This is a genomic window from Alcanivorax sediminis, assembly GCF_009601165.1.
In the GTDB taxonomy this organism is placed as follows: Bacteria; Pseudomonadota; Gammaproteobacteria; order Pseudomonadales; family Alcanivoracaceae; genus Alcanivorax; species Alcanivorax sediminis.
Genome location: NZ_WIRE01000003.1, coordinates 94,892 through 119,214, shown reverse-complemented (window position 1 = coordinate 119,214; position 24,323 = coordinate 94,892). Strand labels below are relative to the sequence as shown.

The following is a 24,323-nucleotide window of genomic DNA, read 5'->3' as shown; positions in this document are numbered from 1 at the left end:
AAGAATGCCACGCTTTTTCTGGCCACTACTGGGCCTGATGCTGCTTGCCGGCTGCGCCAGCAACAAGGACGCCCCGGAGCTCACCGAAGCCGCCCAGTACCGCGAAGCCCATGACTCCATTGAGTCAAAGAATTACCTCACGGCGATTGACGAGCTCAAGGAGCTGGAGGTCCGCTTTCCGTACGGGGATTTCGCCGAACAGTCCGGACTGGATCTGATCTACGCCTATTACATGGCAGTGGATTACCCGGCCACCGTGGTTGCAGCGCAACGCTTCATGCGTAACTACCCTGCCCACCCGCGCATGGACTACGCGCTGTACATGCGTGGCCTGGCCAATTTCAACATGGAAAAAGGGCTGTTCGACAACCTGGTCAGCTCTGACCGCTCCAGCCGGGATATGGACGCGGCCAAGGATGCCTTCCGCGATTTCGAACGGCTGGTCACCCGCTTTCCGGACAGCGAATATGCGCCTGATGCACGCTCGCGCATGGTGCATATCCGTAACCAGCTGGCCCGGCAGGAGCTCCACGTAGCCCGCTACTATGCCCGCCGCGGCGCCATCGTTGCCTCTGTTAACCGCGCCCAGTACGTGGTCAAGCACTACCAGCAAACGCCTGCCGTAGAAGAGGCATTGGCCATTATGGTGAAGAGCTATGAGCGCCTCGAGTACCCGGAACTGGCTGAGAAAAGCCGTGCGGTGCTGGCACTCAACTATCCCGACAGCGCGTATCTGGACAAGGAAACGCAGGTGGACCTGGCCTGGTGGCCGGATGAAGACAACGGCATTATCAGCCTGCTGACATTCGACTTGCTTTAAAGCTACAAGCTACAAGCTACAAGCTACAAGCTACAAGCTACAAGCTACAAAAAGGGTGGCTCCGACCAACATTCGGTGCCACCCTTTTTTTGATCCTGTTTCTTGATTTTGATCCTCCTTGCAGCTTGAAGCTTGAGGTTCGTACCTACCCCCTAGTCTCCCGGCCGCCAACCGTTGGTGATCGGATAACGACGGTCCTTGCCGAAGGCACGACGGCTCACACGAGGACCGACGGCGGCCTGGCGCCGTTTGTACTCGTTACGATCAGTCAGCTTGACCACACGGTAGACATTGTCTCGATCAAAGCCATCGCGGATGACGGCCTCGGCACTCATATCCTGCTCGACATAACGCTGCAGAATCGCATCCAGCTCGTCGTAGTCCGGCAGGGAATCGGTATCTACCTGATCCGGGGCCAATTCTGCCGAGGGAGGCCTGGTAATCACCCGCTCCGGGATGATTTCACTGCCCGCCTGCTGATTACGCCACCTGGCCAGCCGGAACACCATGGTCTTGAATACGTCCTTGAGTACAGAAAAACCGCCTGCCATATCACCGTAGAGGGTCGCGTAACCCACTGCCATCTCACTCTTGTTGCCGGTGGTCAGCACGACGGAACCGCTCTTGTTGGAGAGTGCCATGAGAATCACGCCACGGCAGCGAGCCTGCAGGTTTTCTTCCGTAGTGTCCTTGGCCAGGCCTGCAAACGCCTCATCAAGAATGCCCATAAAGCCATTAAACGCCGGTTCAATGGGCATCACCCGGTAGTTCACGCGGAGGGTGCGCGCCTGCTTTTCTGCATCTTCAAGGCTCATGGCGGAGGTATAGCGGAATGGCATCATCACCGCTTCCACCCGCTCCGGCCCCAGCGCATCCACCGCTACCGCCAGGGTCAGCGCCGAGTCAATGCCGCCGGACAGCCCCAGCAGCGCACCCTTGAAGCCATTCTTGTTAACGTAATCGCGGGTAGCCAACACCAGCGCCTGGTAGACCCCCTGCTCCACACCCGGAAGCGGCAAGAGCTCGCCCACCGGATCGCAGCTCCCGTCCTTGCACTGAAGGTCCACCGGAATCAGCGCTTCATTGAAGCTGGCTCCCTGGACACAGCGCTCCCCGCTGGAATTGCACGCGAAGGACGCCCCGTCAAATACCAGCTCGTCCTGTCCACCCACCAGGTTGCAGTAGAGAATGGACATGCCGGTTTCACGGCTACGGGCCTGCACCTGCTCCAGCCGCTCCTCTACCTTGTTGGTCCGGAAAGGAGACGCATTGAGGTTGAGCACCACATCGGCACCCGCCTGCTGCAGTTGGCTGGCCGGCTCGCTGTGCCAGATGTCCTCACAGATCGTAATACCGAAGGTCCAGCCGCCCAGCTCAAACGTACAGGGAGTGTCACCACGCTGGAAATAGCGCTTTTCATCAAAGACCCGATAGTTCGGCAAGCACTGCTTGAAGTACTCGTGGCGCGGAGTGCTCTCCCCGGGAAACATTACCCCCGCAGCGTTACGTCGCAGGCCATTACGCACCGCCGGATAACCCAGCACCACCGGCACACTCACCGCAGCACCAATTTCAGCCAGCGCCGCATCTACGCGGCTGTTCAGGCTCGGCCGTAACAGCAGGTCCTCAGGGGGGTAGCCGGTCAGCATCAGTTCCGGGAATACCACCAGGTCAGCACCCAGCAGTCGCCTGGCCTCATCCGCCGCAGCGACTACTCGTTGTGCATTCCCTTCGATGTCTCCCACCAGCGCATTCTGCTGGGCCATGATAATTCGCATCTCGACCGGCCTTTCATGAAATGAGCGCTGATTGTACTCTTTAGTCCGCGATCCATGAATGCATCAGGGTGCAGAAAACAAGGAGAAAAGGATGGGGCTCATTCGCCTGCTGATCATTGCGGCACTGATTTATGTTGTCTGGCGGGTACTGAAGAACCTGCTGGCCGCCCCTCGGCAGGCCGAAGCGCCACCACCAAAGAGGCCGCGTCAGGAACTGATGCGCAAATGCGCCCAATGTGGTGTGCACGTGCCAGACCACGAAGCGTTCACCCATAACGGCAAGCACTTTTGCAGCCAGGAACACCAGCGTGTTTATCTGGAGCACCATGACCAATAATCAGGGCTGGACCCCAGCCCGAATCTATAATGTCTACCGTATAGCGATTGCCTGCGCGCTGCTGCTTCTGCACTACGCTCCAGACACTCCCCTCATCGGAAAACACTCTCCAACGCTTTTCCAGGCCACCCTTTTTGTCTATCTGGGGCTGTCACTAGCCTCTGCAACCCTGGATTTTCGAAGACAGCGCAGAGCTTTCCCGGGGTGGGCACAACCTACCGCCTTGATTAGCGACCTGATTATGCTGACTTTGGTGGTACATGCACAGGGTGGGCTGGCTGGTGGACTCGCAGTGTTACTTCTGGTCACGGTGGCCGCCGGCAATATATTACTGCAAGGACGGCTAGGCTTCTTGATTGCAGCCTTGGCCACCCTCTCCGCCATGTTTGAGCAGTTTTATTTTTCCATTCAGGAGCAATTCGACTCCCCCTTCCTGCTCACGGAGTCCGGGCTACTGGGCATCGCCTTCTTCATGGTGTCATTGATCATCCAGCAGATCGCACAACGATTAGAGCAGAGCGAACAGATAGCGCGTAGTCAACGAGTTGCCATTGAGCGTCTGGAAGCATTGAACCAGCAAATCGTGCAGCGAATGCGTACTGGTGTCATGGTGTTTGACGATCAATATCGGATTCTAATGTCTAACCATTCCGCGAATAACCTGTTCGACTCTCCGATGCTTGGAAAACGCTTATCACAAAGCTTGATCAGCCGCCATGAACGCTGGCAAGACAACCCCATGCTGCCTCTGGCCTCTCTTCGGGTATCGGAGCAAAGCCCAAACTTGAGTCCTCGCTTCGCCAAGCTCGACACTGGCCATGAAAACCTTACTCTTTTGTTTCTCGAAGACACTTCAAGGGTCGCTCAAGAAGCTCAGCAATTAAACCTGGCTTCACTCGGCAGACTTTCCGCCACCCTTGCCCATGAAATCCGCAACCCTCTAAGCGCCATTAACCACGCAACCGAGCTGTTACTGGATGGAGAGCCGACAGAGGAAGACCGTCACCTTTTGTCCATCATCCGCAACCATGTCACTCGCGTAAACGGCATCATTCATGACGTCCTTGACCTCTCCCGCCGAGGCAAGGGGAATGCAGAACGATTCGCGCTTTCAACCGTCTTGCGACCCGTATTCGACAACTGGAGCATGAAAAGCCCGCCTCCCTCCATTGAACTAACCTGCGGGAATGAAGTTGAGGTTCGCTTTGATCCCAACCAGCTGACACAAATTCTGGATAACCTGATTTCCAATGCTCTTAAGCACGGAGGGGACGGTATTCGAATTATCCTGAGTTGCGGAATTCATTCCCGGACGGGGTTACCCTGGCTGCGAGTCAGCGATAATGGCAAAGGCATCAGCGCAGACGCGGCCCTGCATCTTTTCGAACCTTTTTATACGACAGCCTCCGACGGCAACGGATTGGGGCTCTACCTCTGCCGCGAGTTGTGTCAGGCCAATCAAGCCACCCTGGACCTGGAAGACACAGAGACAGGCGCTAGCTTTGTGATAACCTTTGCCCACCCGCACCGACAATTTCAATAACAGAGTTCGACTATGAGTGCTGATACCCCCCACGTACTGGTTGTGGATGACGAAGCCGATCTTCGAGAGCTGCTTGTCATTACTCTTGGGCGAATGAAGCTCAAGGCAACCGCAGCAGAATCGCTAGGGGCAGCGAAGGATAAACTCAATAGTGATCGTTTCGATCTCTGTCTCACTGACATGAATCTTGGCGATGGTACGGGCATAGAGCTTTTACAGCATATATCCCAACACTGCCCAGAAATGCCGACAGCCGTTATCACCGCCTACGGCAATATGGAAACAGCCACCGACGCCATGAAGCTGGGGGCCTACGACTTCATATCCAAACCCGTCGCTCTGGACCGGCTACGCCAATTAATCGAAGACGGGCTGGGCATCAGTCACGCGGAAGGGCACCAGGAAGAAGAAGACAACCTGATCGGCATGGCCCCTTCCATGCAAGCTCTCAAAACGCAGGTTCGAAAGCTATCCCGCAGCCAGGCCCCCATCTACATTAGCGGCGAATCAGGAAGCGGCAAGGAGCGCATAGCCCGACTCATTCACAACCTGGGCCCTCGCAGAGACAAGCCGTTCGTCGCAGTAAACTGTGGCGCCATACCCTCGGAACTAATGGAAAGTGAGTTCTTCGGGCATCGCAAAGGTGCTTTTACCGGTGCCGTTGAAGATAGAAAAGGCCTTTTCCGTGAAGCAGACGGGGGGACACTTTTTCTCGATGAAGTCGCTGACCTGCCATTGCACATGCAGGTAAAGCTACTTCGTGCCATTCAGGAAAAAAGTGTGCGCCCCGTGGGTGAGGCCAGAGAGTTCCAGGTCAACCTTCGCATCCTCTGCGCCACCCACAAGGACCTCGCCAATGAAATGGCTGAAGGTCGTTTCCGGCAGGACCTGTTCTATCGATTAAACGTGATCGAAGCGCATGTGCCTCCACTACGGGAACGAAAAGAAGATATTCCCGCTCTTGTTAATCATATCCTCCAGCGCCTGAGCAATGCATGGGAAACCAGCGCACCCAAGGTAAGCGACCAGGCCATGACCGCCCTGCGCGAGTATTCATTCCCCGGTAATGTGCGAGAGCTGGAAAACACTCTGGAGCGAGCCATGACCCTCTGCGAGGGACAGGTCATTGAAGTAGAGAACCTGCACTTGCATGGTCAGCCATCATATTCACCGGTCACCAAGCAAGAGTCCCCAAAACACGCCACGCTGGAACGCGATTCGTCACAGCCCTTGGAAGACTTTCTACAGGAAATTGAGCGCCAGGAAATTATCAAGGCACTGGATGCCACTCACTGGAACCGCACTGCAGCTGCGAAAAAGCTCGGAATGACCTTCCGCTCGCTACGCTACCGGCTCAAAAAACTCGAGCTGGATCAGGATGAGGGAGAATAAGGCTGAGACTCACAAAATGGCGGCTGGCCAGACACCATTTCTGCTACTAGCTGCCCTGTTGCAGGAGCGCTTACCAAGCCATTGCGGAAGTGGCCTGTCGCCACGCAAATACGACTCCCCTGATGAATTGGCCCAATGATTGGCTGCGGCCTACGATTGCCAGGCCGAACACCAGCCCAATGAGCCACCGGCTGAAGCTTGGCCAGTGGCGGGTACCAGTCAGCTGCTGATTCCCTCAACACTTGATGAGCAGCCGCACCCGGGCGCATATCTTGAACCCCCGCATTCAGCGTAGAACCAGCCAAAACCAGCCCATCCTTACGAGGAATCAAATATCCTGAATCTGCCAGCAGTATCGCGGGAATTTCTCCCGGCTCGAGCTGATAAAGCAGCATCTCCCCCTTAACTGGCATCAACTCTTCAGTGAACGGCAGGCCTTTCAGCAACGCCTTGCTCCAATATCCCGCAGCCACAACAGCCTGACCGGCTCTAAACCGCTCCTCACCAGCACACACCTCTACCGCACCAGCACTTTCTACCACATCACTCACTGACGAAAGCACTCTGCGAATACCACGATGTTCGCAAAGCACCTCGAGGGCCGACAACCAACGGGAGTTCCTCACCGCAGCAATATCCGGCATCCATAGCTCGGCCTTTTCGGAGAACCCCCCGGAAATGCCACTCTCTCTGGCTGGCAATAGTTTGACACGCTCATCCCTCGCCCATCGCCTGGCTTGCTCCACTTCCGATTCACGCACCAGCATTCCGCACGCATTAATCTCCGGAAACAAACCAGTTTCAGATCTCAATACCTCCCGCCACTGACCATATCGATCCAGAGAATCACTAACCAACGGGCGCCAGGAAGCGTGGTATCTCCAGGGAAACAAGGGGCTGAGGATACCTCCCCCTGCCCACGAAGCACTCGGCCTGGACTGACCGGCATCGATAAGCGTCACAGTCATTCCTCGGGCCTGACACTCAAGCGCGATAAAGCGGCCAATGATACCGCCACCGATTACAAGCACATCTCTCACAGAGAAAATCCCCAGGCACTGACAAAACCCGTCCGATTGTACCGACAGCTCAGAGCCAAGTCAGGCACTAGGATGAACCCTACTCAAGAATCACCAATGCACGCGCTGCATGAGCAAGAAACATAAGAAGGCGATCCATGAACCACCTCCGAGCTCGAGGCAAGAGAGGCTTCACACTGCTGGAAGCTCTGACAACCACATCAATACTCACCACACTGACCATGCTTGCGGTACCGGTGATACAAGACCTGCTGATCAGCCAACAGCTCCGGGCCAACGCCAATCAGGTGCAAAGCATGGTATTTACCGCAAGAGCGGAGGGGGCCTACCGGTCAAACATGCTGATCTGTTCTGGCAAAGGGCGCTGCGAATCGTTTGATGAGCCGGACAATAGACTTATTCTCGTTGCTGACAAGAACGCCAACGCCATCCTGGATCAATCTGACAAGGTTATCGAGGAACTCAGCCTGCCCCAGGGCATGACCATTCAGTGGCGCAGCTTCCGCAACCTCCCCTCTCTCCAGATTAACCGCTTTGGGGTGGCTTACTATCAAAACGGCCACTTTCTCCTCTGCTATCGAGGTCACGCCAGGAAAGTGATACTTAACTTTCAGGCAAAAGCACGGGTCACAACTGAGGCCTCCACCAAACACTGCCCACCTCTCAGCTAGGCGATGCCCCTAAATAGCACCTAGTCATTTTTTCTTAGCTAAATTAATACCTGTGGGTAGAAATAATTAGCATAAAGCCGCAAAAAAAAATCCTTTATTATGAACCAGTTAACTATTTTAGACCGCTCGTCACCGGTCAGCTAACAAAACCTCCCGCCTGTCTGCCGTCGGTTACTGATGTTTAGGGGGCCCCGTACCATTAATCACAGAATCCAGAATGCTAAACCTTGGGCGGAAATACCAAATGAGAAGGCAATTTCGAACAACAACTACGATTAGCGGCTTCACGCTTGTGGAGCTTTTAACCGTACTCATTGTAACCGCCATCATTTTGACATTGGCTGCCCCTTCGTTTCGGGACGCCGGCGCCAAGTCAGCCCTTAAAACCACCGCCATGGACCTGGTTGCTGCAATCAACAATTCAAGAGCCCAGGCAGTCAACCTGGGTACTGTTGCCACACTTGGGGCCACAGATGGTGCCTCTTGGAGCAATGGTTGGAATATGTCCATGCCGGCTCCTCACGACACTGAAAATCAGGACTTCGACCCCAAAGCCAATGTCACTGTAACCACCACAGGCGGAGAAACCTTCCTGGACTTTCGAAGAGACGGGACAACAAGCGCTCAGGTAACTTTTCGCATCTGCCACAACCATCTGACCGGTGAAACTGGCCGTGAAATTGCCATTAACCGCCTTGGTAGAACCACTAACCAGGAGTACACCTGCCCATGACTGCTGCTCAACGGCCTAACCACTACCGACAGCGAGGCTTTGGCCTTGTCGAGGTACTCGTCGCCTTGCTTGTTCTTAGCATCGGGATCTTGGGTTATGCAGGCCTTCAGCTACAAGCCATCAGCGGCACGGAAAGTGCTCATTATCGTACCCAGGCAATTGCCATCGCTGATGATTTGGCAGAACGGATAGCGGCCAACCCCGAGTCCGAAGCTGCCTATCTGGATACCGGAAACTGGACTCAGCAGAACTTCCCTTCTGCCAAGCCAGCAGGGTGGGACACTTGTACTGCAGCCGCGTGCACACCCGATGCCATGGCTACAAACGACATACTTCAGATCAGCACACAAGCGGCTCAACTGTTGCCCGGCGGGCAGGTTTCTGCGTCAGCATGTGCAGGGTCATCCGCAACCTGCATCACTGTAACCTGGAACGACCAAACTCCCGCCACTTGTACTCCGCCGGATGATGACTGCATTCGCCTCGAAGTCGTAACCTGGGTGCCAGCACCATGATGACTTTTTCAGAATCCCAACCAGGAAAAAGAGCATTTCAGGGGTTTTCTCTGATTGAACTCATGATTGCCTTGCTACTTGGCAGCCTTATCACCTTGGCCGCAGTGCAGCTTTTTTCCACCAACAACCAGGCTTTCCAGCTTCAGCGTGGACTAACTGATGTGCAGGAGCAGGGCAGATTTGGCCTGAACTTTGTTTCCCGCCAGATGCGCATGATGGGCTATGAGGACCCAGATCTGGGCTTGGCTGATACAGCAGGTCTCGTTCTTAACGATTTCATCGATGGAGCCGTCACCTACCCGGCCAGCGCGGAAGGGGGAACAGGCAACCCAGGTAATGACCGCCTTACTTTCTCCCGGCATGGCGACATTGGAGACTCTGATTGTGAAGGAGACGTCCTTGCCATACCGAAACTCGTCGTGAGTACATATTGGGTTCAAGGTGACGAACTTTTTTGCATGGGCAATGTTGATGCCGCAACAACCGGAATCAGCGTTATCTCCGGTGTGGATAGTTTCCAGGTACTTGCAGGAATAGATTCAAGCCCCAATGGGGTCCCTGCAGCAACGCTGTACAAAAAAATCGATTCGGTTCTCGCCACGGATCAAATCGTAACCATGCGCCTGGGGCTGGTTCTGCAAGCTACGCAGAACATCCCCACCCCTGCGGCGTCGAAAGATATCCTTATTCTTGATCGGCAACTCAGCTCAGGCGGCGGCGGCCCAGTTGAAGAGCCCGCTGTTCGTCGTGTGTTTGTCACTACCGTAAGAATCAGAAATGTTGCTTGGGGAGATATCTAATATGTCTCATGTAAATTCATCTCTACCTAAATCCCGGCAAACTGGAATGGCGCTTGTCATTGCTTTGGTCATTCTGGCGATGATCTCTATTCTCGGAATTGCTGCATTACGTGCAAGCATCTTCAATTCCAAGATTTCAACCAGCGCCCAAGGATCTGCCATGACTTTCCAGGCGGCTGAATCGGCTTTGGCAGCTCTATTCCAGGAAGCATCCTTGTACCAAGGCGACGGATCGACGCAAACCAATGTAATCCACATTGCCATGGGTCAACTCAGCTCCGGCGTACTCACCCCTATCGATAGATGTCTTACCAAGAGCGACCTATACAAAGCGGGAGCTTGCGGAAGCGCGGATGTTTTTGATGAGCGTGGACTGTTGCAATCGGAATCAAGAATTCAGATTAAAGATGACGTAGCGCCCTGCGGTATTGGCAGTGGCGGAGAGGGCAGTCAGGTCAGCACATCAGGCGGGGATCAAAATACCATTCGTGGATTGGATTATCAGTTTGTTGGCTATGGTCATGGCAGCATGGCCGTCTTGGATATTGACACATATACCGTACAGGAATTTGCCCGTTGCGTTCAGACACCAACGGACGGGGGGGACATTTGATGGACCCGCACAACTTATCGAGCTTTCGTGTAAAACGACAGGGGGCGAAAATGAACGCTTTCAGCAAACTAAAAAAAATAGTACTGCTCGCAGGGGCGGTGCTGCTTTCAGCTCCTCCTGCTTCTGCAGAAGACATTGAAATCTACCTTTACCAAAACGAAGGTAGCGGAGCCAACATTCTTCTGCTCATCGATAATTCAGGCGCCACCAACCGAAACTTTCCGGGCACATCCAGCATCCCGGCAGCAGAAGCCCCGTCTCCAGTAAAGACCATCGATGAAATCGCCTACGCACTTAGGCAGACCATCCCGGCGCTGTCGGGAAATACCCGGCTCGGCGTAGCAGCACAGTTGTCTGGAGGGGATAATGGCGGTGCTATTTATTATCCAGTAAAGCAAATTGACGAGACTGTACTCCCTTCCGGCTACGCCAAGGTAATTAGTACCGATGGCGAGGCGGGACAGGTCTTCAACCTGGGTGGGGCGACTCTCCCCCAACCCACCACAGCGGGAACCTGGGGCCCCATCGACATCACAAGCGTCACGCTACCCTTTCCTTCAATGATGTCTTCAAATCAGGATAAAAATGTACTGGCTGTTACGCTCACCGGGCTTGGTGTGCCTCGCTGGGCACAGGTAGATTCTGCAATCCTGAGCTTCACGACTCCAGACACAAGCAGCAGAAAAATGGAAGCGCTTGTGGCCTACGAGGTCAACTCGACCCCGACAGCACCCACTGATTTATCCGGCCTGACTTGGGACCAGGAACTGGATACTGGCTACAATGCTCTCGCAGTTATCGATCAAAACATTATTCGCGTAGACGTAACCAAGGCAGTCCAGTCTGCAATCGCAGACCCGATGTGGTGTGGTAATCAGGATCTTCGGCTACTGATAATGTCCAGCGACCTTCCTGATGCCAATGCCCCTAAAATCTATACCCAACGGGCAGAAGATGCAGCGGGTGCTCGCCTTGGCAAAACTGAATTGAACGTAAAGTGGAGCGCCACAGGCGAGGTTACTCCGCCCACGGGATTGAGCGCTGATTTGCGTATGTCTTGCGTGAATGACGTGACACTCACACTAGGCGGACGAAATGACGATGCGACAGAAACCAGCGCAGGAAACAACCTGCAACTGACAGAAGAAGAGCTACTACTGCAAAACGTTACCTCAGGCCCCTCCTCGGAACGTGGCAACTATATCGCTGGCGCTCGCTTTAGTAACCTGGCCTTCGGCCAGGGCACCAAGGTCAGCAATGCCATGCTCTCAGGCACCATCACCACTGTAACCGGAGGCTCTCCTCAACTGACCGTCTCCGGCCTGCTTGCAGATGTTGGAGAATTCACGGCCAATGGTGATATCTCCAAGCACCCCAAGGGAACACAGACCGCAACCCTGTCACCCGCGGTCGGCGATTTCTCAGTTGATGTAACCAATGTTCTTAACGAGGTTTTCAGTGATGCCAGCTGGGCCTCCAATAACTCCCTTGGGCTGCGACTTGATCGCACAGGGGGCACCGCCATCGGGATTCACTCTGTGGATGCTGGCGCGACCTCAGGCCTGCGCATCACCATGGATGTGTTAACCAACTCTCCGAAGGAGTTCGGAGCGTCGTTCGACCGACGTTCAGATATGAAACTGGCCGTTGACCAGTTTTCCAATAACACTGGCGGCGGCAACAACAAACCTACCTCTTCGTACGTAGAGGCAGCTGAATACATGCTGGGCCAGGACGCCGTTTTTGGCAAAGCTTTCAGCCACATTGATTCTTTTGAAGTACCAAGAACCAACTACCTGTCGCCCAGCGAGGAATACAATTCCTGTGGCGGAAACCACATCATCATGGTCACGCATGCTGAGTCTTCGGGTGAATCATTTGCCAGTCAGGTCAAGGAACTCGTTGCAGGCAATCCACTTGGCCAAGATAGCGAAGGCAACGATATCAGTTGCACCGGGGACAGCAACTCCGATGCATGGAACTGCGCAGAAGCGCTCTCTGCCTACCTTAAATTGGAAGACATCACCACTCACTCCATTGCGTTTGCACCGCAAAAACAAGAAACCATTGATGGCCTTAGAGCAGTTGCCGAAGCAAGTGGAGGTATCGCCCAAGAGACCGCGAATGCAGAAGAGCTTGCCAAGGTGCTTTCTGATCTGATCAATAGTCTTACCACAACCGACGCATCCATGGCTGCGCCTGGTGTCGCTGTGAACCAGCTGAATCGATTCAGCCACCTTGACCAGCTGTATTACGCCCTGTTCCGTCCAAGTTTTCAAACTCGCTGGGATGGCAACCTTAAACGTTATGCTGTGGATTTCACCTCCAAGCAAATTGTGGACGAAACAAGTGCCGAGGCTGTTGATACTGACGGTTTCTTTAAAGACACCGCCAGTAGCTGGTGGAGCAATGTCGTCGATGGAGGGGATGTCACCAAAGGTGGTAGCCGCGCACAAACAGCTGCCAATGCCAATAGAAAACTGCTGACATCCCGCACCAGCCCTGCTCCTAGCGGCAACAACAACACCACTACATCTGTTACTGGCCAGTCACTGGATACTCTTAGCACTATTAACGATGTATCCAAAGCCGAACTCGGCCTTCCCGCTACAGCAACGGATACGGATGTACAGGAGCACCTGGACTTTTTGCTAACCAGTTGGGGCGATCCTCTTCACTCCGAGCCTCGCCTGGTCAACTACGGATATACCGGCACCTTTGAAGAAGCAGCCGCTGATGCCAGCAAGCAAGACAATGTTGTATTTGTGAGCACTAATGACGGCATGCTTCACGCCATTGACCCGGAATCAGGGGATGAATACTTCGCCTATATTCCGGGAGAAGAAATGGCGAAAACCGCATCAAGATACGACCCTATTGATCTTGATGCCGCTGACCCACGCCGGTCAACCTATGGACTTGATGGCGGTATCACCATATGGCGCCGAAGCAATTCAACTGATCCATCACAAAACCCTGAGCATGTCTTCCTGTACCTCGCACAGCGCCGTGGCGGCAATGCTTACTACGCCGTTGATGCGACAGATAAGACGACGCCAAAGCTGTTGTGGAAGATTGATTCAACGCAAGCCGAATTCGGCAACCTGGGACAGACCTGGTCAACACCAACACTGACTCAGATCTCTCTCAATGGCACCAGAGTTCCAGTGCTTGTATTCGGTGGTGGCTACAGCCCTGACGACCATGATGATAAAACCAATGTCAGCACCGGTGACAAGGTCGGCAATAGCATCTACATGGTCAATGCCTTTAACGGAAAGTTGATTTGGTCTGCCTCCTCTGGAACCAATGCAGATATGAAGTGGGCAATTCCTGCCTCCGTATCAGCAGTAGATATCAATTTCGATGGCTTGGTTGATCATTTGTATGCTGCGGATTTAGGCGGGCAAATTTTCCGTATCGATATCGATAATGATGGAAATACAGGAACTGCAAACCTGGTCACCAGAGTCACCACTCTGGCCAAGCTCGGCACTTCAAGCGCCTCGGGCATGGATAACAATCGTCGCTTCTATGCCGCGCCCGTGGTAGCGCTCAACGCGCGTAGTGATGGCAACCCCTTCCTGCAGGTAGGGATTGGCTCTGGGTATCGCACCTATCCGCTTAACCAGCAAACCAGCAACTATATCTTTGTTGTTGAAGATTACGACGCACTCAATAACACCAGCTCAGCCGCCATCACACCCAGCGACATGGTTGATGTAACGCTTAACACCAGCCCGAGCGAGTCCGATTTCACTGGAAATAAAGGTTGGAAAATCGAGCTGCAGGATAGTGGGGAGAAAACGCTTTCCAGCGCAGTGGTGAGCAGTGGCGTGATGTATGTCACCAGCTACTTACCGGATAGCGTATTCCAGGATGCCTGTAATCGCGTTGTAGGCAGTTCCAGGCTGTACGCCCTGAATGTGATTGACGGCTCTCCGGCACTTGATTTCAACAATGACGGGACACTGGATCGCAGCACCGATATCAATCTTCCAGGCCTGCCACCATCGCCTCAGGTTCTACTTGATGGCACCAATGAAACAACCTTGATCATTGGTACCGAAGCACTGCAAGGCGGCAACCTTAATGTAGGTAAGGGCGTTCGCAAGACCCGCTGGTTCCAGGCTGAGACAGAAGCTCAAGCTGAAGCTGCCCTGCAGAAGTAGCCGGGATTAAATCCGCCCATGCACCGCATGGGCGGCCATAACGACCACGCTTACCCGATTACCCGGATAGAGTTTCAGGAGTTAACATGACAACCGGAAAGCAGCCGAACAGAGGCTTTACACTCATCGAGTTAATGATCGTCATAGCGGTCATCAGCATTCTCGCTGCTATTGCTTTTCCGTCTTACCAGTCTCACGTGCAAAAGACACGACAGACAGAGATGAAAGGGCTGCTTAGCGGCTTTGCAACTGCACTTGAAAATTATCGCGCCCAAAATTTTTCCTATGAAGACGCGGGAACAGCGTTGACTCCACCTACTAATCTTTATTACACCGTCACACTGAACGTAGACGCCGACTTCCGGGGATACACACTTCTTGCAACCCCAAAAGCAGGCCAGACCGGCACTGGCGCGATGGCAATCAATGAAACAGGCCAAAACTGTTTATTGAAAACCAACGATACCAGCTGTACACCAGGAACAGACCCCTCCTGGAACTAAAGAACTATTAGCCCCCCCAAAAAAAGCCCGCTTATGCGGGCTTTTTTTGGGGGGCTAATAGTTGCTTCGCTTAGGGATATAACGCGATGCAACGGCTATCAATGTTAGGGGTCACGCAGCCCACGTGGCATGGTGAAACGAATATTCTCTTCACGGCCAGGTACTTCTTGAGCCTCCTGGCCACCGAATGACTTGAGGGTGGCAATGACCTGCTGGACCAGCTCTTCCGGTGCACTGGCGCCTGCGGTAACGCCTATCACTTTTTTGCCTTCCAGCCAGTCTTTATTGATCTGGCCAGGCTCATCCAGCAGATAGGACTCCGTGCCGCAGCGCTCTGCGAGCTCGCGCAGGCGGTTGGAGTTGGAGCTGTTGACCGACCCAACCACCAGCACCAGATCGCATTCCAGCGCCAGCTGGCGCACGGCATCCTGGCGATTGGTGGTGGCATAGCAAATATCTTCGCGCTTGGGACCGTGGATATCCGGAAAACGCTGGCGCAGGGCGTCGATGACCTTGGCAGTATCATCCACACTGAGGGTGGTCTGGGTCACAAAGGCCAGCTTGGCGGGGTCGCGCACCTGCAGGGACGCCACATCGGCCTCATCTTCCACCAGATAGATATCACCGCCGTGGGACTTGTCGTACTGCCCCATGGTGCCCTCTACTTCGGGATGACCTTCATGACCAATCAGGATGCTCTCGCGACCCTCGCGTGCATAGCGAATCACCTCCATATGCACCTTGGTCACCAGCGGACAGGTGGCGTCGAACACCTTGAGTTGACGCTGTTCCGCTTCCTGCTGGACCGCTTTGGATACCCCATGGGCACTGAAGATGACGATGGCATCATCAGGGACCTCATGCAGCTCTTCCACGAACACAGCCCCACGCTGGCGCAGGTCATCCACGACAAAACGATTGTGCACCACTTCATGGCGGACATAGATGGGCGGGCCGAAGACTTCCAGAGCCCGGTTGACGATGTCGATGGCGCGATCCACGCCGGCGCAGAAGCCGCGAGGATTGGCAAGACGAATTTCCATAAGGCAGTGAACAGTTAACAGTGAATAGTTAACAGCGAAAGGCTGCTATTGCGAGTCTAACGGTTAATCCCCAGACATTCACCGTCAGTTCAGGGTGACGGGCTGCTCAGGGGCATAACGTTCGACGGCGATGATTTCCACTTCAAAAGTGAGATCGCGCCCAGCCAGAGGATGATTGAAGTCCACATACACCCACTCGTCTTCCACCCGGCTGATCACACCCGGCAGCTCACCGCCGGCAGCGTCCGCAAAGCTCAGCACCATGCCAGGCTCAAGGGTGTCGTACTGAACGAAGGTATCACGGGTGAAATGCTGAATATTCTCGTCGTTGTACTCTCCAAAGGCCTTTTTGGCCTCGAGGAATACACTACGCTTGTCGCCGGCCTTCAGGCCACGCAGGGAGTTTTCGAATCCCGGCAGCAGAGACTCATCGCCCCAAACGAATGAAGCAGGCTCACCACCAAAAGTGGAGTCCATCTCGGTGCCGTCCATCAATCGCACCGCGAAATGTAAGGTCACCACGGTTTCCGGGCCTGCGCGAAGAATCTCAGTCATCAGTCTTTTTCGCCCCCAGGAGCATGTCGAGAATAATCAGGCCGGCACCGATGGTGATGGCCGTATCAGCGATATTAAAGGCAGGAAAGTGATAATTGCCCCAGTAAAAGTCCAGGAAATCCACTACATGCCCCAGCACCAGCCGATCATAAAAATTGCCCAGCGCACCGCCAAGAATGAGCGCCAACGCGATTCCCTGCAGGGTTTCCGCTTTGGTCAACCGCGCCAGCCAGACCAGGATCAGTATCGATGCCACCACCGCCACAGCAGTGAAGAACCAGCGCTGCCAGCCTCCCGCGTCCGCAAGAAAACTAAAGGCGGCACCGGAGTTATAGGCCAGAGTCAGATTGAAATGCGGAAAGACTTCCAGCCGTTCGTAGAGCGAAAACCGCTCTACTGCCATGTGCTTGGTGATCTGATCAAGAACGATCACCACGGCGGTGAGCCACAACCACACCAACTGCCCAGGAATCCTGGCTGACTTCATTGATTCTCTACCTTCTTCAATCGGCAGGCCGTGATGACTCAGCATCATCGCGGCCTGACAGGGTGCTTAAGCGTAGTGCCGTTCTTCGCCTTCGCCATCTACATTGGTGACACAACGACCGCACAACTCTTCATGGCCCACGTGGGTACCCACATCCGGCTGATGGTGCCAGCAGCGCACACACTTGGTGTTTTCGGATGCGGAGACCAGTACCTTGAGACCGGTAGTACCTTCCTCAAGTTCAGCCGGCGCTTCCGACAGGGGCTTGAGCCTGGCGGCTGAAGTAATCGTCACAAACCGCAACTCATCACCCAGCTGGCCGAGCAGCGCCTGCTTGTCCGCATCCACGAACAGCACCACCTCGGCACTCAGACCACCCTTGATGATCTTGTCGCGCCGGGCTGCTTCAATGGCCTTGTTGACCGCCTGCTTCACATCCTGCACCTGCGCCCAGAACTCGCGTCCCATGGCCACATCACCCAGCGCAAACAAACCGTCATACCATTCTGCGAGGAACACAGAGTCGAGACGTTCGCCGGGCAGGTTTTCGTAGATTTCCTCAGCGGTAAAGCTCAGCACCGGCGCCATCCAGCGCACTAGCGCCTGGGCAATATGGTACAGCGCGGTCTGGCAAGAACGTCGCGCCACGGAATCTGCCTGGGTGGTGTACTGGCGATCCTTGATGATATCCAGATAGAAACCACCCAGATCCAAAGCGCAGAAGTTATGCAGCTTCTGGTATACCTGATGGAAGTGATAACCGTCGTACAGTCCTTTGATCTCTTCCTGCAACTGCAGGGCACGATCCACAATATAACGATCCAGCGCCAGCATCTGCTCCGGTTTCAGCGCATCCACCGACGGGTCGAACCCACTCAGATTGGAAAGCAGGAATCGGCTGGTGTTACGGATACGGCGGTAGCTGTCGCCCATTTGCGTGAGGATGTCCTTGGACACCGACATCTCACCGCGATAATCGGTCGCCGCAACCCACAGGCGCAGGATATCGGCACCCAGATCGTTCCACACTTCCTGCGGCGCGATCACGTTACCAATGGACTTGGACATCTTGCGGCCCTGCTCGTCCACGGTGAAGCCGTGGGTCAGCACGGTTTCATAAGGGGCCGCATCGCGGATTGCCAGGCTGGTCAGCAGGGAAGACTGGAACCAGCCTCGATGCTGGTCAGACCCTTCCAGATAAAGGTCTGCCGGCGCGCGCAGCTGCTCGCGCTGATCCAGCACGCAGTAGTGGGTCACGCCGGAATCGAACCACACATCCAGGGTATCAACTACCTTGCTGTATTGGTCAGCCTCATCACCCAACAGCTCGGCCGGTTCAAGATCAAACCAGGCATCAATGCCTTCCTTCTCGACACGCTGAGCCACCTGCTCAATCAGCGCCGGGGTATCCGGGTGCAGCTCGGACGTTTCCTTGTTCACGAACAACGCAATGGGAACACCCCAGGTGCGCTGACGGGAGATGCACCAGTCCGGGCGGTCACTGAGCATACCGTCGATGCGGGCCTTGCCCCACTCCGGGAGCCACTGCACTTTTTCCACTTCCTGCTGGGCACGCTTGAGCAAGCCGTTCTTGTCCATGGACACGAACCACTGCGCCGTGGCGCGAAAAATCAGCGGTGTCTTGTGACGCCAGCAATGCGGGTAGCTGTGCTCCAGCTTGGCGAACTTCACCAGTGTGCCCTGCTCTTTCAGGGCATCGATCACCGGCTCATTGGCCTTACTCACGTGCATACCGCCGACCACGGACAGATCCTCACGGAACTTGCCGTTATCCAGCACCGGGCTGATCGGATCCAGATCGTACTTCTGGCCTACCACAAAGTCGTCAGCACCATGGCCGGGGGCGGTATGAACCAGACCGGTACCGGCATCGGTGGTCACGTGCTCGCCAAGGATCACCGGCACCTGATAGTCCAGGAACGGGTGCTGCAGAGATAGCATTTCCAGCTTCTCGCCTTTTACGGTGGCGGAACGGGACACCTTCTCCAGCCCCCACTTCTCCACCAGATCATCGGCCAGCGCTTCTGCCACCAGCAACTCACGGGGCTCGCCATCTTGCTCGGCGGACAGCAGCACATAATCCAGCTCGGGATGAACTGACACGGCACGGTTAGCCGGCAAGGTCCACGGCGTGGTGGTCCAGATCACCAGACTTGGCGTCTTCGCGTCGATACCGCTGCGTGCAGTAAAGTCCGCCACATCCGCCACCGGGAAGGCCACATCAATCGCGAAGGAGACCTTGTCGTAATATTCCACTTCCGCTTCGGCCAGTGCCGAGGCGCAGTCGAGACACCAGTGCACGGGCTTGAAGCCCTGCTGCAGATGGCCGTTATCCACGATCTTGCCCAGGCCACGGATAATGTTGGCTTCAAAGCCGTAATCCATGGTCAGGTAGGGATTATCCCAGTCACCGAACACGCCCAGGCGCTTGAAGTCCGCCTTCTGACCTTCCACCTGCTTGCTGGCGTACTCGCGACATTTCTGACGGAAGGTGCGGGCATCCACCTTGTGGCCGGCCTTGCCGACCTTCTTTTCGACCATCAGCTCAATGGGCAGCCCATGACAGTCCCAACCCGGCACATAAGGCGCATCGAAACCCGCCAGCGTGCGCGACTTGACGATCATGTCCTTGAGGATCTTGTTCACCGCATGGCCGATATGGATATTACCGTTGGCGTAGGGAGGGCCATCGTGAAGAATGAATTTGGGACGACCGGCAAAAGCCGCGCGAATCTTCTGGTAGAGCTCTTTTTCCTGCCACTCTTTCAGACGCGCGGGTTCACGCTGGGACAAACCGGCCTTCATGGGGAAGTCGGTATGGGGAAGGTTAAGCGTTGCCTTGTAGTCCGTCATAAATATCGCTGTTAAGTACGCTTTTCAAAATAAGCCCGAACTGCTTCCACATCCTGCCAGATGGCAGTCTTGAGCTGGTCCAGGTCCGCAAATTTTTCTTCCGCCCTCACGTAATGGCGAAACGCAACGGTGAGGTGCTCACCGTAGAGGCTGTCCTTGCCGACACCCGCATCACTGTAGTCCAGAAGATGGACTTCCAGACGGTTCTCCGTGCCGTTCACCGTGGGCCGGGTACCCATGTTAGCGGCCCCCGACTGCTCCTGAAATTTGCCGCCGCTGACAGTGACCGCAAAAATACCGTGGAGCGGAGAGCGCAACCGCTTGAGTGCCAGATTGACCGTGGGCAAATTGAGGGTTCGGCCAATTTTGTCGCCGTGCCGCACCCGACCGCTAATGCTGAAGGGACGCCCCAGCAGGGTTTCCGCCAATGCAAAGTTGCCATCGGCCAGTGCGGCCCGGACCCGGGTACTGGATACCCGCTCACCCTCAATTTCACAGGTGGCTGTATCGGTAACGGCAAACCCGTATTGCTCGCCTGCCTGTTGCAAGTAGGTAAAGTCTCCATCCCGGCCACAGCCAAAACGGAAGTCATCACCAACCACCAGGTACTCGATGCCCAGCCCCTCCACCAGCAAGCTACGGACAAAGGCATCCGCACTGAGGGAGCGAAAACGATCATCGAAGCGAACACAGAGCACCTGATCCACGCCCGCCTCACGCAGCGCGATCAGCTTGTCACGCAACGACATCAGTCGGGCTGGCGCCTGATCTGGCGCGAAGAACTCCTGGGGCTGGGGCTCGAACAGCATCACCGTGGCCTTGCTGCCACGGCGGCGGGCTTCCGCGATCACCTGATCGAGGATCTTCTGATGCCCCTGATGCACCCCATCGAAATTACCGATGGTGGCCACACAGCCGCGATGCCTGTCGCGCAGATTGTGAATGCCGCGAATCAGTCGCATCTCACCCTCGCCTTGAAAGACGCACGATTATACAGGAACGCAGCACGCAACACGCAACACGGTTGAACGCCGGTGGGGATATTCCTGCTTTTTTGCCAAACATGGGCGTCATAATGCTGTATCAACGGCGCAGATGACGCGGCCGCAAACCCAGAATCAGCAGCGCCAGGGCGTAAAGAACCAGCCCGGAGACCACGATCAGGCTTAGCCAGCCCACCCGATGCCATACCCCCGCCTCTGTCCACACCGACGTTTGCATGGACAGCCACCAGGTCGCCCCCGCCATACCGACCCCGGCGCCCAACATTCGCCCCCAGTGGAGCAACCACCCGGCCTGCGGCTTGTAGACCCCGGCCTTGCGAAGGCCTGCGTAAAGCAGCCCCGCATTCAGCCAGCTGGAAAGCGCCATGGCCGTTGCCAAGCCGACATGATGAAACTCCCAGACCAGCAAGGCCGCAAAAATCATGTTGGCCGCCATGGCCAGCACGCCAATCTTGACCGGGGTCTTGGTGTCCTGCCGCGCATAGAAACCCGGCGCCAGAACCTTGATAAACATGGCCGCCAACAGCCCGGCACTGGCGGCACGAAGGGACTGTGCCGTCTTTACCACATCGCCGGCGGCAAACTCACCATACTGAAACAGGGTGGACAATAAAGGCTCAGCCAGCACCGCCAGCGCCAGCGCAGCAGGCAGACCAATCAGCAGCACCATCCGAATGGCCCAGTCCATCATTCGCGAGAAATTCTCGGGGTCCGCCTCAGCATGCTGCCGTGAAAGGCTGGGCAGAATGACCGTGCCGATGGCCACCGCAAAAATGCCCAGCGGCAACTCAATCAGCCGGTCCGTGTAATAGAGCCAGGTCACCGAGCCAGTCTCCAGCAACGAGGCCAGCACCGTATTGACCAGGGAGTTGAGCTGATAGACCGAGGCGCCGAACAGGGCCGGCACCATCAGGGTCATGATCTTGCGCACCCCCGGATCCTTCCACCCCATACGCGGGATCGGCATCAGGTTGATACGCGCCAGGAACGGCAACTGGAAAAGCAACTGGGCAGCCCCCGCAATGAGCACGCCCCAGGCCAGCGCCACCGCCATGCGTTCTTGTGCAAAATATGGCGTCAGGAACAGCGCACAACCGATCAAGCTCAAATTCAGCAGCACCGGCGTGAACGCCGGTACCGCAAAGCGGTTCCAGGTATTGAGGATCCCGCCAGCAAAGGCCGTGAGCGCAATAAAGAACAGGTACGGAAAGGTCAGCCGCAGCATTTCCACGGCCAGGGCTTGCTTGTCGGGATCATCAGCAAAGCCCGGGGCAAACACCCAGATAATCGCGGGAGCACCAATCACACCCAGCGCCGTCACCAGCATCAGGGTGCCACCCAGGGTTCCCGCCACCCGATCCACCAGCAGCTTGGTGGCCGCCAGGCTGCCCTTGCTTCGATACTCGCCAAGCACAGGCACAAAGGCCTGATTGAATGCACCTTCTGCAAAAAGGCGTCTTAACAAGTTAGGAATCTTGAGCGCTACAAAGAAGGCGTCCGCCCCGGCTGACGCGCCAAGCATACGGGCAATCACCACATCCCGTACCAACCCCAGCACCCGCGACAGCATGGTCATCGAGGCCACCACCAGGGTGGAGGCCAGCAACCCCGATCGTTTGGGGCCGGCAGGCTGCTCAGGACTATTCACGTCTGTCATGGGTTCTCCGGCGGATCAAGCGTACCAGCGCCTTGTTTGCCGTATGGCAACGGCATCTATATGGCAGAATCGGGCAAGAGTAGCGAAAGGCCGCCATCGCCGCTACCGATGATCATTTCAGACGCCGTTTCCCATTGACAACACCCGGCGAGATCGGCATAGTTGCGCGTCTTTAGACCGTGGCACGCCTGTTTTTTGACCATAAACCGGGTCGCAGCAGTGCGAGCTGGCCGGTAACCGGCCTGTGTCATAAACCAATTTCGACTTCAGAATTCAAGATAGGAGCAGGACCTTGGCTAATTCACCGCAAGCACGCAAGCGTGCGCGTCAGGCGGAAAAGCGCCGTCAGCACAACGCAGCGATGCGCTCCATGGTGCGCACATACCTGAAAAAGGTGAACGCGGCTATTGCGTCCGGCGACCAAGGTGCCGCCCAGGAAGCTTACACCCAAGCGGTATCCGTGCTGGACAAAGCCACCCGTAAGGGCAAGTTTCACCCCAACAAGGCTGCTCGCCACAAGAGCCGCCTGAACACCAAGATCAAGGCCATGGCTGCCTGATCTGACGTGTTCACGTTGGACATAAAAAAACCGGCCTTGAGCCGGTTTTTTTATGTCCACCTGATGCCGCCAAAGGCTCGAAGCCTGGTTCAGGCGTCCGGCGCCAGACCTCCCGCGCCGATCACCACCATATTATCCCGGTGGATCAGCTCCTCTTCATTGGCAAAGCCGAGCACTTCTGCAATTTCCGAGCTCTTCTTGCCACACAAACGGCGAGCATCGGCAGCATCATAGTTGACCAGACCACAGGCAATTCGCTCGCCCTGCTCGGTCTCACAGGCCACCATCTCGCCACGAGAGAACTGGCCAAACACATCGACCACCCCCACCGGCAACAGGCTCGACCCACCCTCTTTGACCCGCGTCACTGCCCCCGCATCCAGCACCACCCGGCCGCGCATCTGAAGATGCCCCGCCAGCCACTGCTTGCGCGCATTCATGGGCGAGGTATCAGGCAGCAGGGTCGTACCCGGCTCCCGCCCCTCCGCCAGCTCGATCAATACGTCCGGGCTGCGCCCGGAGGCAATCGAGGTAAGCGCTCCAGATCGGGCAGCCAGCCTTGCCGCACGCACCTTGGTGGCCATACCACCACGCCCCAACAAACCACCGCCGCCCGCCACCCGCTCAATGGCGGGATCAGAAGCCTGAGCCTCACTGATTAACCTGGCATCAGGATTGCTGCGCGGATCCGCATCGAAAAGCCCTTCCTGATCGGTGAGAATCACCAGACGATCCGCCTCAACCAGGTTGGCCACCAACGCAGCCAGGGTATCGTTGTCACCAAAACGGATTTCATCGGTGACCACAGTGTCGTTCTCGTTAACCACCGGCACCACCCCAAAACCCAACAGGGTCAGCAGCGTGGAGCGGCCATTCAGGTAGCGCTTGCGATCAGAGAGGTCATCATGGGTCAGCAACACCTGGGCAGTATGCAGATTGTGCTTCTGAAAACGGGACTCCCAGGCCTGCACCAGCCCCATCTGTCCCACCGCAGCGGCAGCCTGCAATTCATGAACGGAATCGGGACGACGCTGCCAACCAAGGCGCGTCATCCCTTCGGCGACCGCACCTGAGGAGACAATGACCACCTCGATCCCCCGCTCACGCAGGATCACCATGCGGTCCACCCAGGACTGCATTAGCGCACAATCCAGCCCCTTGCCGTCATTGGTCAGCAGGGCGCTACCAATTTTGATAACCCAACGCTGGCGATCAGACACCTTTGCT

21 protein-coding genes are annotated in these 24,323 nt (G+C 55.8%); 12 read left to right on the top strand and 9 right to left on the bottom strand.

Annotated elements, in window-relative coordinates; all coding sequences use genetic code 11:
- The first annotated feature begins 4 nt into the window (after positions 1-4).
- Entirely contained in the window at positions 5-820 is an 816-nt protein-coding gene (locus GFN93_RS16480; RefSeq protein ID WP_153502394.1) for an outer membrane protein assembly factor BamD, read from the top strand.
- A 152-nt stretch (positions 821-972) separates the two neighbouring features.
- Here GFN93_RS16480 and GFN93_RS16475 read toward each other — a convergent pair whose 3' ends face one another.
- On the bottom strand, positions 973-2,598 hold the full coding sequence (locus tag GFN93_RS16475; protein WP_153502393.1) for an NAD+ synthase: 1,626 nt from the start codon (positions 2,596-2,598) through the stop codon (positions 973-975).
- 91 nt (positions 2,599-2,689) lie between these two features.
- Here GFN93_RS16475 and GFN93_RS16470 point away from each other — a divergent pair, with 91 nt between their 5' ends.
- Genes GFN93_RS16470 through GFN93_RS16460 form a run of 3 tightly spaced genes read left to right on the top strand, consistent with a single transcriptional unit; the run spans position 2,690 to position 5,870 of the window.
- A complete protein-coding gene (locus tag GFN93_RS16470) occupies positions 2,690-2,935 on the top strand; it encodes a PP0621 family protein (protein ID WP_153502392.1) in 246 nt (81 codons plus the stop codon).
- The gene (locus tag GFN93_RS16465) at positions 2,925-4,478 is read left to right on the top strand and encodes a sensor histidine kinase (RefSeq protein ID WP_153502391.1); all 1,554 of its coding nucleotides are present in this window, start codon (positions 2,925-2,927) and stop codon (positions 4,476-4,478) included. The genes GFN93_RS16470 and GFN93_RS16465 overlap by 11 nt, the downstream gene beginning before the upstream one ends.
- Before the next feature lie 12 nt (positions 4,479-4,490).
- Positions 4,491-5,870 carry a sigma-54-dependent transcriptional regulator gene (locus GFN93_RS16460; RefSeq protein ID WP_153502390.1) on the top strand — a complete coding sequence of 460 codons (1,380 nt, stop codon included), beginning with the start codon at positions 4,491-4,493 and terminating at the stop codon, positions 5,868-5,870.
- Here GFN93_RS16460 and GFN93_RS16455 read toward each other — a convergent pair.
- Positions 5,852-6,901 (bottom strand): NAD(P)/FAD-dependent oxidoreductase, encoded by a 1,050-nt coding sequence (locus tag GFN93_RS16455; protein ID WP_328594836.1) that lies wholly within the window; start codon positions 6,899-6,901, stop codon positions 5,852-5,854. The genes GFN93_RS16460 and GFN93_RS16455 overlap by 19 nt on opposite strands.
- Before the next feature lie 146 nt (positions 6,902-7,047).
- Between GFN93_RS16455 and GFN93_RS16450 the strand changes: the two genes are divergently transcribed.
- The 7 genes from GFN93_RS16450 to GFN93_RS16420 all read left to right on the top strand — a co-directional run bounded on the left by GFN93_RS16450 (position 7,048) and on the right by GFN93_RS16420 (position 14,917).
- Positions 7,048-7,581, top strand: a complete 534-nt coding sequence (locus tag GFN93_RS16450; protein ID WP_153502388.1) for a pilus assembly FimT family protein — start codon at positions 7,048-7,050, stop codon at positions 7,579-7,581.
- Positions 7,582-7,825: 244 nt separating this feature from the next.
- Positions 7,826-8,314 (top strand): GspH/FimT family pseudopilin, encoded by a 489-nt coding sequence (locus GFN93_RS16445; RefSeq protein WP_194285841.1) that lies wholly within the window; start codon positions 7,826-7,828, stop codon positions 8,312-8,314.
- Positions 8,311-8,829, top strand: a complete 519-nt coding sequence (gene pilV / locus GFN93_RS16440; RefSeq protein ID WP_153502386.1) for a type IV pilus modification protein PilV — start codon at positions 8,311-8,313, stop codon at positions 8,827-8,829. Before GFN93_RS16445 ends, pilV begins: the two co-directional genes overlap by 4 nt.
- On the top strand, positions 8,826-9,629 hold the full coding sequence (locus GFN93_RS16435) for a PilW family protein (protein ID WP_153502385.1): 804 nt from the start codon (positions 8,826-8,828) through the stop codon (positions 9,627-9,629). Before pilV ends, GFN93_RS16435 begins: the two co-directional genes overlap by 4 nt.
- Position 9,630: 1 nt before the next feature.
- The gene (locus tag GFN93_RS16430) at positions 9,631-10,242 is read left to right on the top strand and encodes a pilus assembly PilX family protein (RefSeq protein ID WP_194285839.1); all 612 of its coding nucleotides are present in this window, start codon (positions 9,631-9,633) and stop codon (positions 10,240-10,242) included.
- A 50-nt stretch (positions 10,243-10,292) separates the two neighbouring features.
- Positions 10,293-14,414 carry a pilus assembly protein gene (locus GFN93_RS16425; RefSeq protein ID WP_194285838.1) on the top strand — a complete coding sequence of 1,374 codons (4,122 nt, stop codon included), beginning with the start codon at positions 10,293-10,295 and terminating at the stop codon, positions 14,412-14,414.
- An 86-nt stretch (positions 14,415-14,500) separates the two neighbouring features.
- Positions 14,501-14,917 carry a type IV pilin protein gene (locus GFN93_RS16420; RefSeq protein ID WP_153502382.1) on the top strand — a complete coding sequence of 139 codons (417 nt, stop codon included), beginning with the start codon at positions 14,501-14,503 and terminating at the stop codon, positions 14,915-14,917.
- Between the two features lie 104 nt (positions 14,918-15,021).
- Here the strand turns inward: GFN93_RS16420 and ispH are convergent, their stop codons facing one another.
- The 6 genes from ispH to murJ form a co-directional block, all read right to left on the bottom strand.
- A complete protein-coding gene (ispH, locus tag GFN93_RS16415) occupies positions 15,022-15,960 on the bottom strand; it encodes a 4-hydroxy-3-methylbut-2-enyl diphosphate reductase (RefSeq protein ID WP_153502381.1) in 939 nt (312 codons plus the stop codon).
- Positions 15,961-16,044: 84 nt separating this feature from the next.
- Complete coding sequence (locus GFN93_RS16410; RefSeq protein WP_153502380.1) at positions 16,045-16,515, bottom strand: FKBP-type peptidyl-prolyl cis-trans isomerase; 471 nt, start codon at positions 16,513-16,515, stop codon at positions 16,045-16,047.
- On the bottom strand, positions 16,508-17,002 hold the full coding sequence (gene lspA / locus GFN93_RS16405) for a signal peptidase II (RefSeq protein ID WP_153502379.1): 495 nt from the start codon (positions 17,000-17,002) through the stop codon (positions 16,508-16,510). Before lspA ends, GFN93_RS16410 begins: the two co-directional genes overlap by 8 nt.
- 66 nt (positions 17,003-17,068) lie before the next feature.
- Positions 17,069-19,876, bottom strand: coding sequence for an isoleucine--tRNA ligase (gene ileS / locus GFN93_RS16400; RefSeq protein WP_153502378.1), 2,808 nt, complete (start codon positions 19,874-19,876; stop codon positions 17,069-17,071).
- 11 nt (positions 19,877-19,887) lie between these two features.
- A complete protein-coding gene (ribF, locus tag GFN93_RS16395) occupies positions 19,888-20,838 on the bottom strand; it encodes a bifunctional riboflavin kinase/FAD synthetase (RefSeq protein WP_153502377.1) in 951 nt (316 codons plus the stop codon).
- A 121-nt stretch (positions 20,839-20,959) separates the two neighbouring features.
- Positions 20,960-22,537, bottom strand: coding sequence for a murein biosynthesis integral membrane protein MurJ (murJ, locus tag GFN93_RS16390; RefSeq protein ID WP_153502376.1), 1,578 nt, complete (start codon positions 22,535-22,537; stop codon positions 20,960-20,962).
- Positions 22,538-22,829: 292 nt separating this feature from the next.
- Between murJ and rpsT the strand changes: the two genes are divergently transcribed.
- Positions 22,830-23,096 (top strand): 30S ribosomal protein S20, encoded by a 267-nt coding sequence (gene rpsT, locus GFN93_RS16385; RefSeq protein WP_022986431.1) that lies wholly within the window; start codon positions 22,830-22,832, stop codon positions 23,094-23,096.
- Between the two features lie 89 nt (positions 23,097-23,185).
- Here the strand turns inward: rpsT and proB are convergent, their stop codons facing one another.
- Positions 23,186-24,316, bottom strand: coding sequence for a glutamate 5-kinase (gene proB, locus GFN93_RS16380; protein WP_328594828.1), 1,131 nt, complete (start codon positions 24,314-24,316; stop codon positions 23,186-23,188).
- Between the last annotated feature and the right edge of the window lie 7 nt (positions 24,317-24,323).

Excerpts from the sequence above, each read along its gene's own strand:
- ileS (WP_153502378.1), bottom strand. The coding sequence starts at position 19,876 with ATGACGGACTACAAGGCAACGCTTAACCTTCCCCATACCGACTTCCCC.
- pilV (WP_153502386.1), top strand. The coding sequence starts at position 8,311 with ATGACTGCTGCTCAACGGCCTAACCACTACCGACAGCGAGGCTTTGGC.
- GFN93_RS16425 (WP_194285838.1), top strand. The coding sequence starts at position 10,293 with ATGAACGCTTTCAGCAAACTAAAAAAAATAGTACTGCTCGCAGGGGCG.
- GFN93_RS16435 (WP_153502385.1), top strand. The coding sequence starts at position 8,826 with ATGATGACTTTTTCAGAATCCCAACCAGGAAAAAGAGCATTTCAGGGG.
- GFN93_RS16450 (WP_153502388.1), top strand. The coding sequence starts at position 7,048 with ATGAACCACCTCCGAGCTCGAGGCAAGAGAGGCTTCACACTGCTGGAA.
- GFN93_RS16470 (WP_153502392.1), top strand. The coding sequence starts at position 2,690 with ATGGGGCTCATTCGCCTGCTGATCATTGCGGCACTGATTTATGTTGTC.
- ispH (WP_153502381.1), bottom strand. The coding sequence starts at position 15,960 with ATGGAAATTCGTCTTGCCAATCCTCGCGGCTTCTGCGCCGGCGTGGAT.
- GFN93_RS16465 (WP_153502391.1), top strand. The coding sequence starts at position 2,925 with ATGACCAATAATCAGGGCTGGACCCCAGCCCGAATCTATAATGTCTAC.
- GFN93_RS16410 (WP_153502380.1), bottom strand. The coding sequence starts at position 16,515 with ATGACTGAGATTCTTCGCGCAGGCCCGGAAACCGTGGTGACCTTACAT.
- GFN93_RS16445 (WP_194285841.1), top strand. The coding sequence starts at position 7,826 with ATGAGAAGGCAATTTCGAACAACAACTACGATTAGCGGCTTCACGCTT.
- ribF (WP_153502377.1), bottom strand. The coding sequence starts at position 20,838 with ATGCGACTGATTCGCGGCATTCACAATCTGCGCGACAGGCATCGCGGC.
- GFN93_RS16460 (WP_153502390.1), top strand. The coding sequence starts at position 4,491 with ATGAGTGCTGATACCCCCCACGTACTGGTTGTGGATGACGAAGCCGAT.
- GFN93_RS16480 (WP_153502394.1), top strand. The coding sequence starts at position 5 with ATGCCACGCTTTTTCTGGCCACTACTGGGCCTGATGCTGCTTGCCGGC.
- murJ (WP_153502376.1), bottom strand. The coding sequence starts at position 22,537 with ATGACAGACGTGAATAGTCCTGAGCAGCCTGCCGGCCCCAAACGATCG.
- GFN93_RS16430 (WP_194285839.1), top strand. The coding sequence starts at position 9,631 with ATGTCTCATGTAAATTCATCTCTACCTAAATCCCGGCAAACTGGAATG.
- GFN93_RS16475 (WP_153502393.1), bottom strand. The coding sequence starts at position 2,598 with ATGCGAATTATCATGGCCCAGCAGAATGCGCTGGTGGGAGACATCGAA.
- GFN93_RS16420 (WP_153502382.1), top strand. The coding sequence starts at position 14,501 with ATGACAACCGGAAAGCAGCCGAACAGAGGCTTTACACTCATCGAGTTA.
- lspA (WP_153502379.1), bottom strand. The coding sequence starts at position 17,002 with ATGAAGTCAGCCAGGATTCCTGGGCAGTTGGTGTGGTTGTGGCTCACC.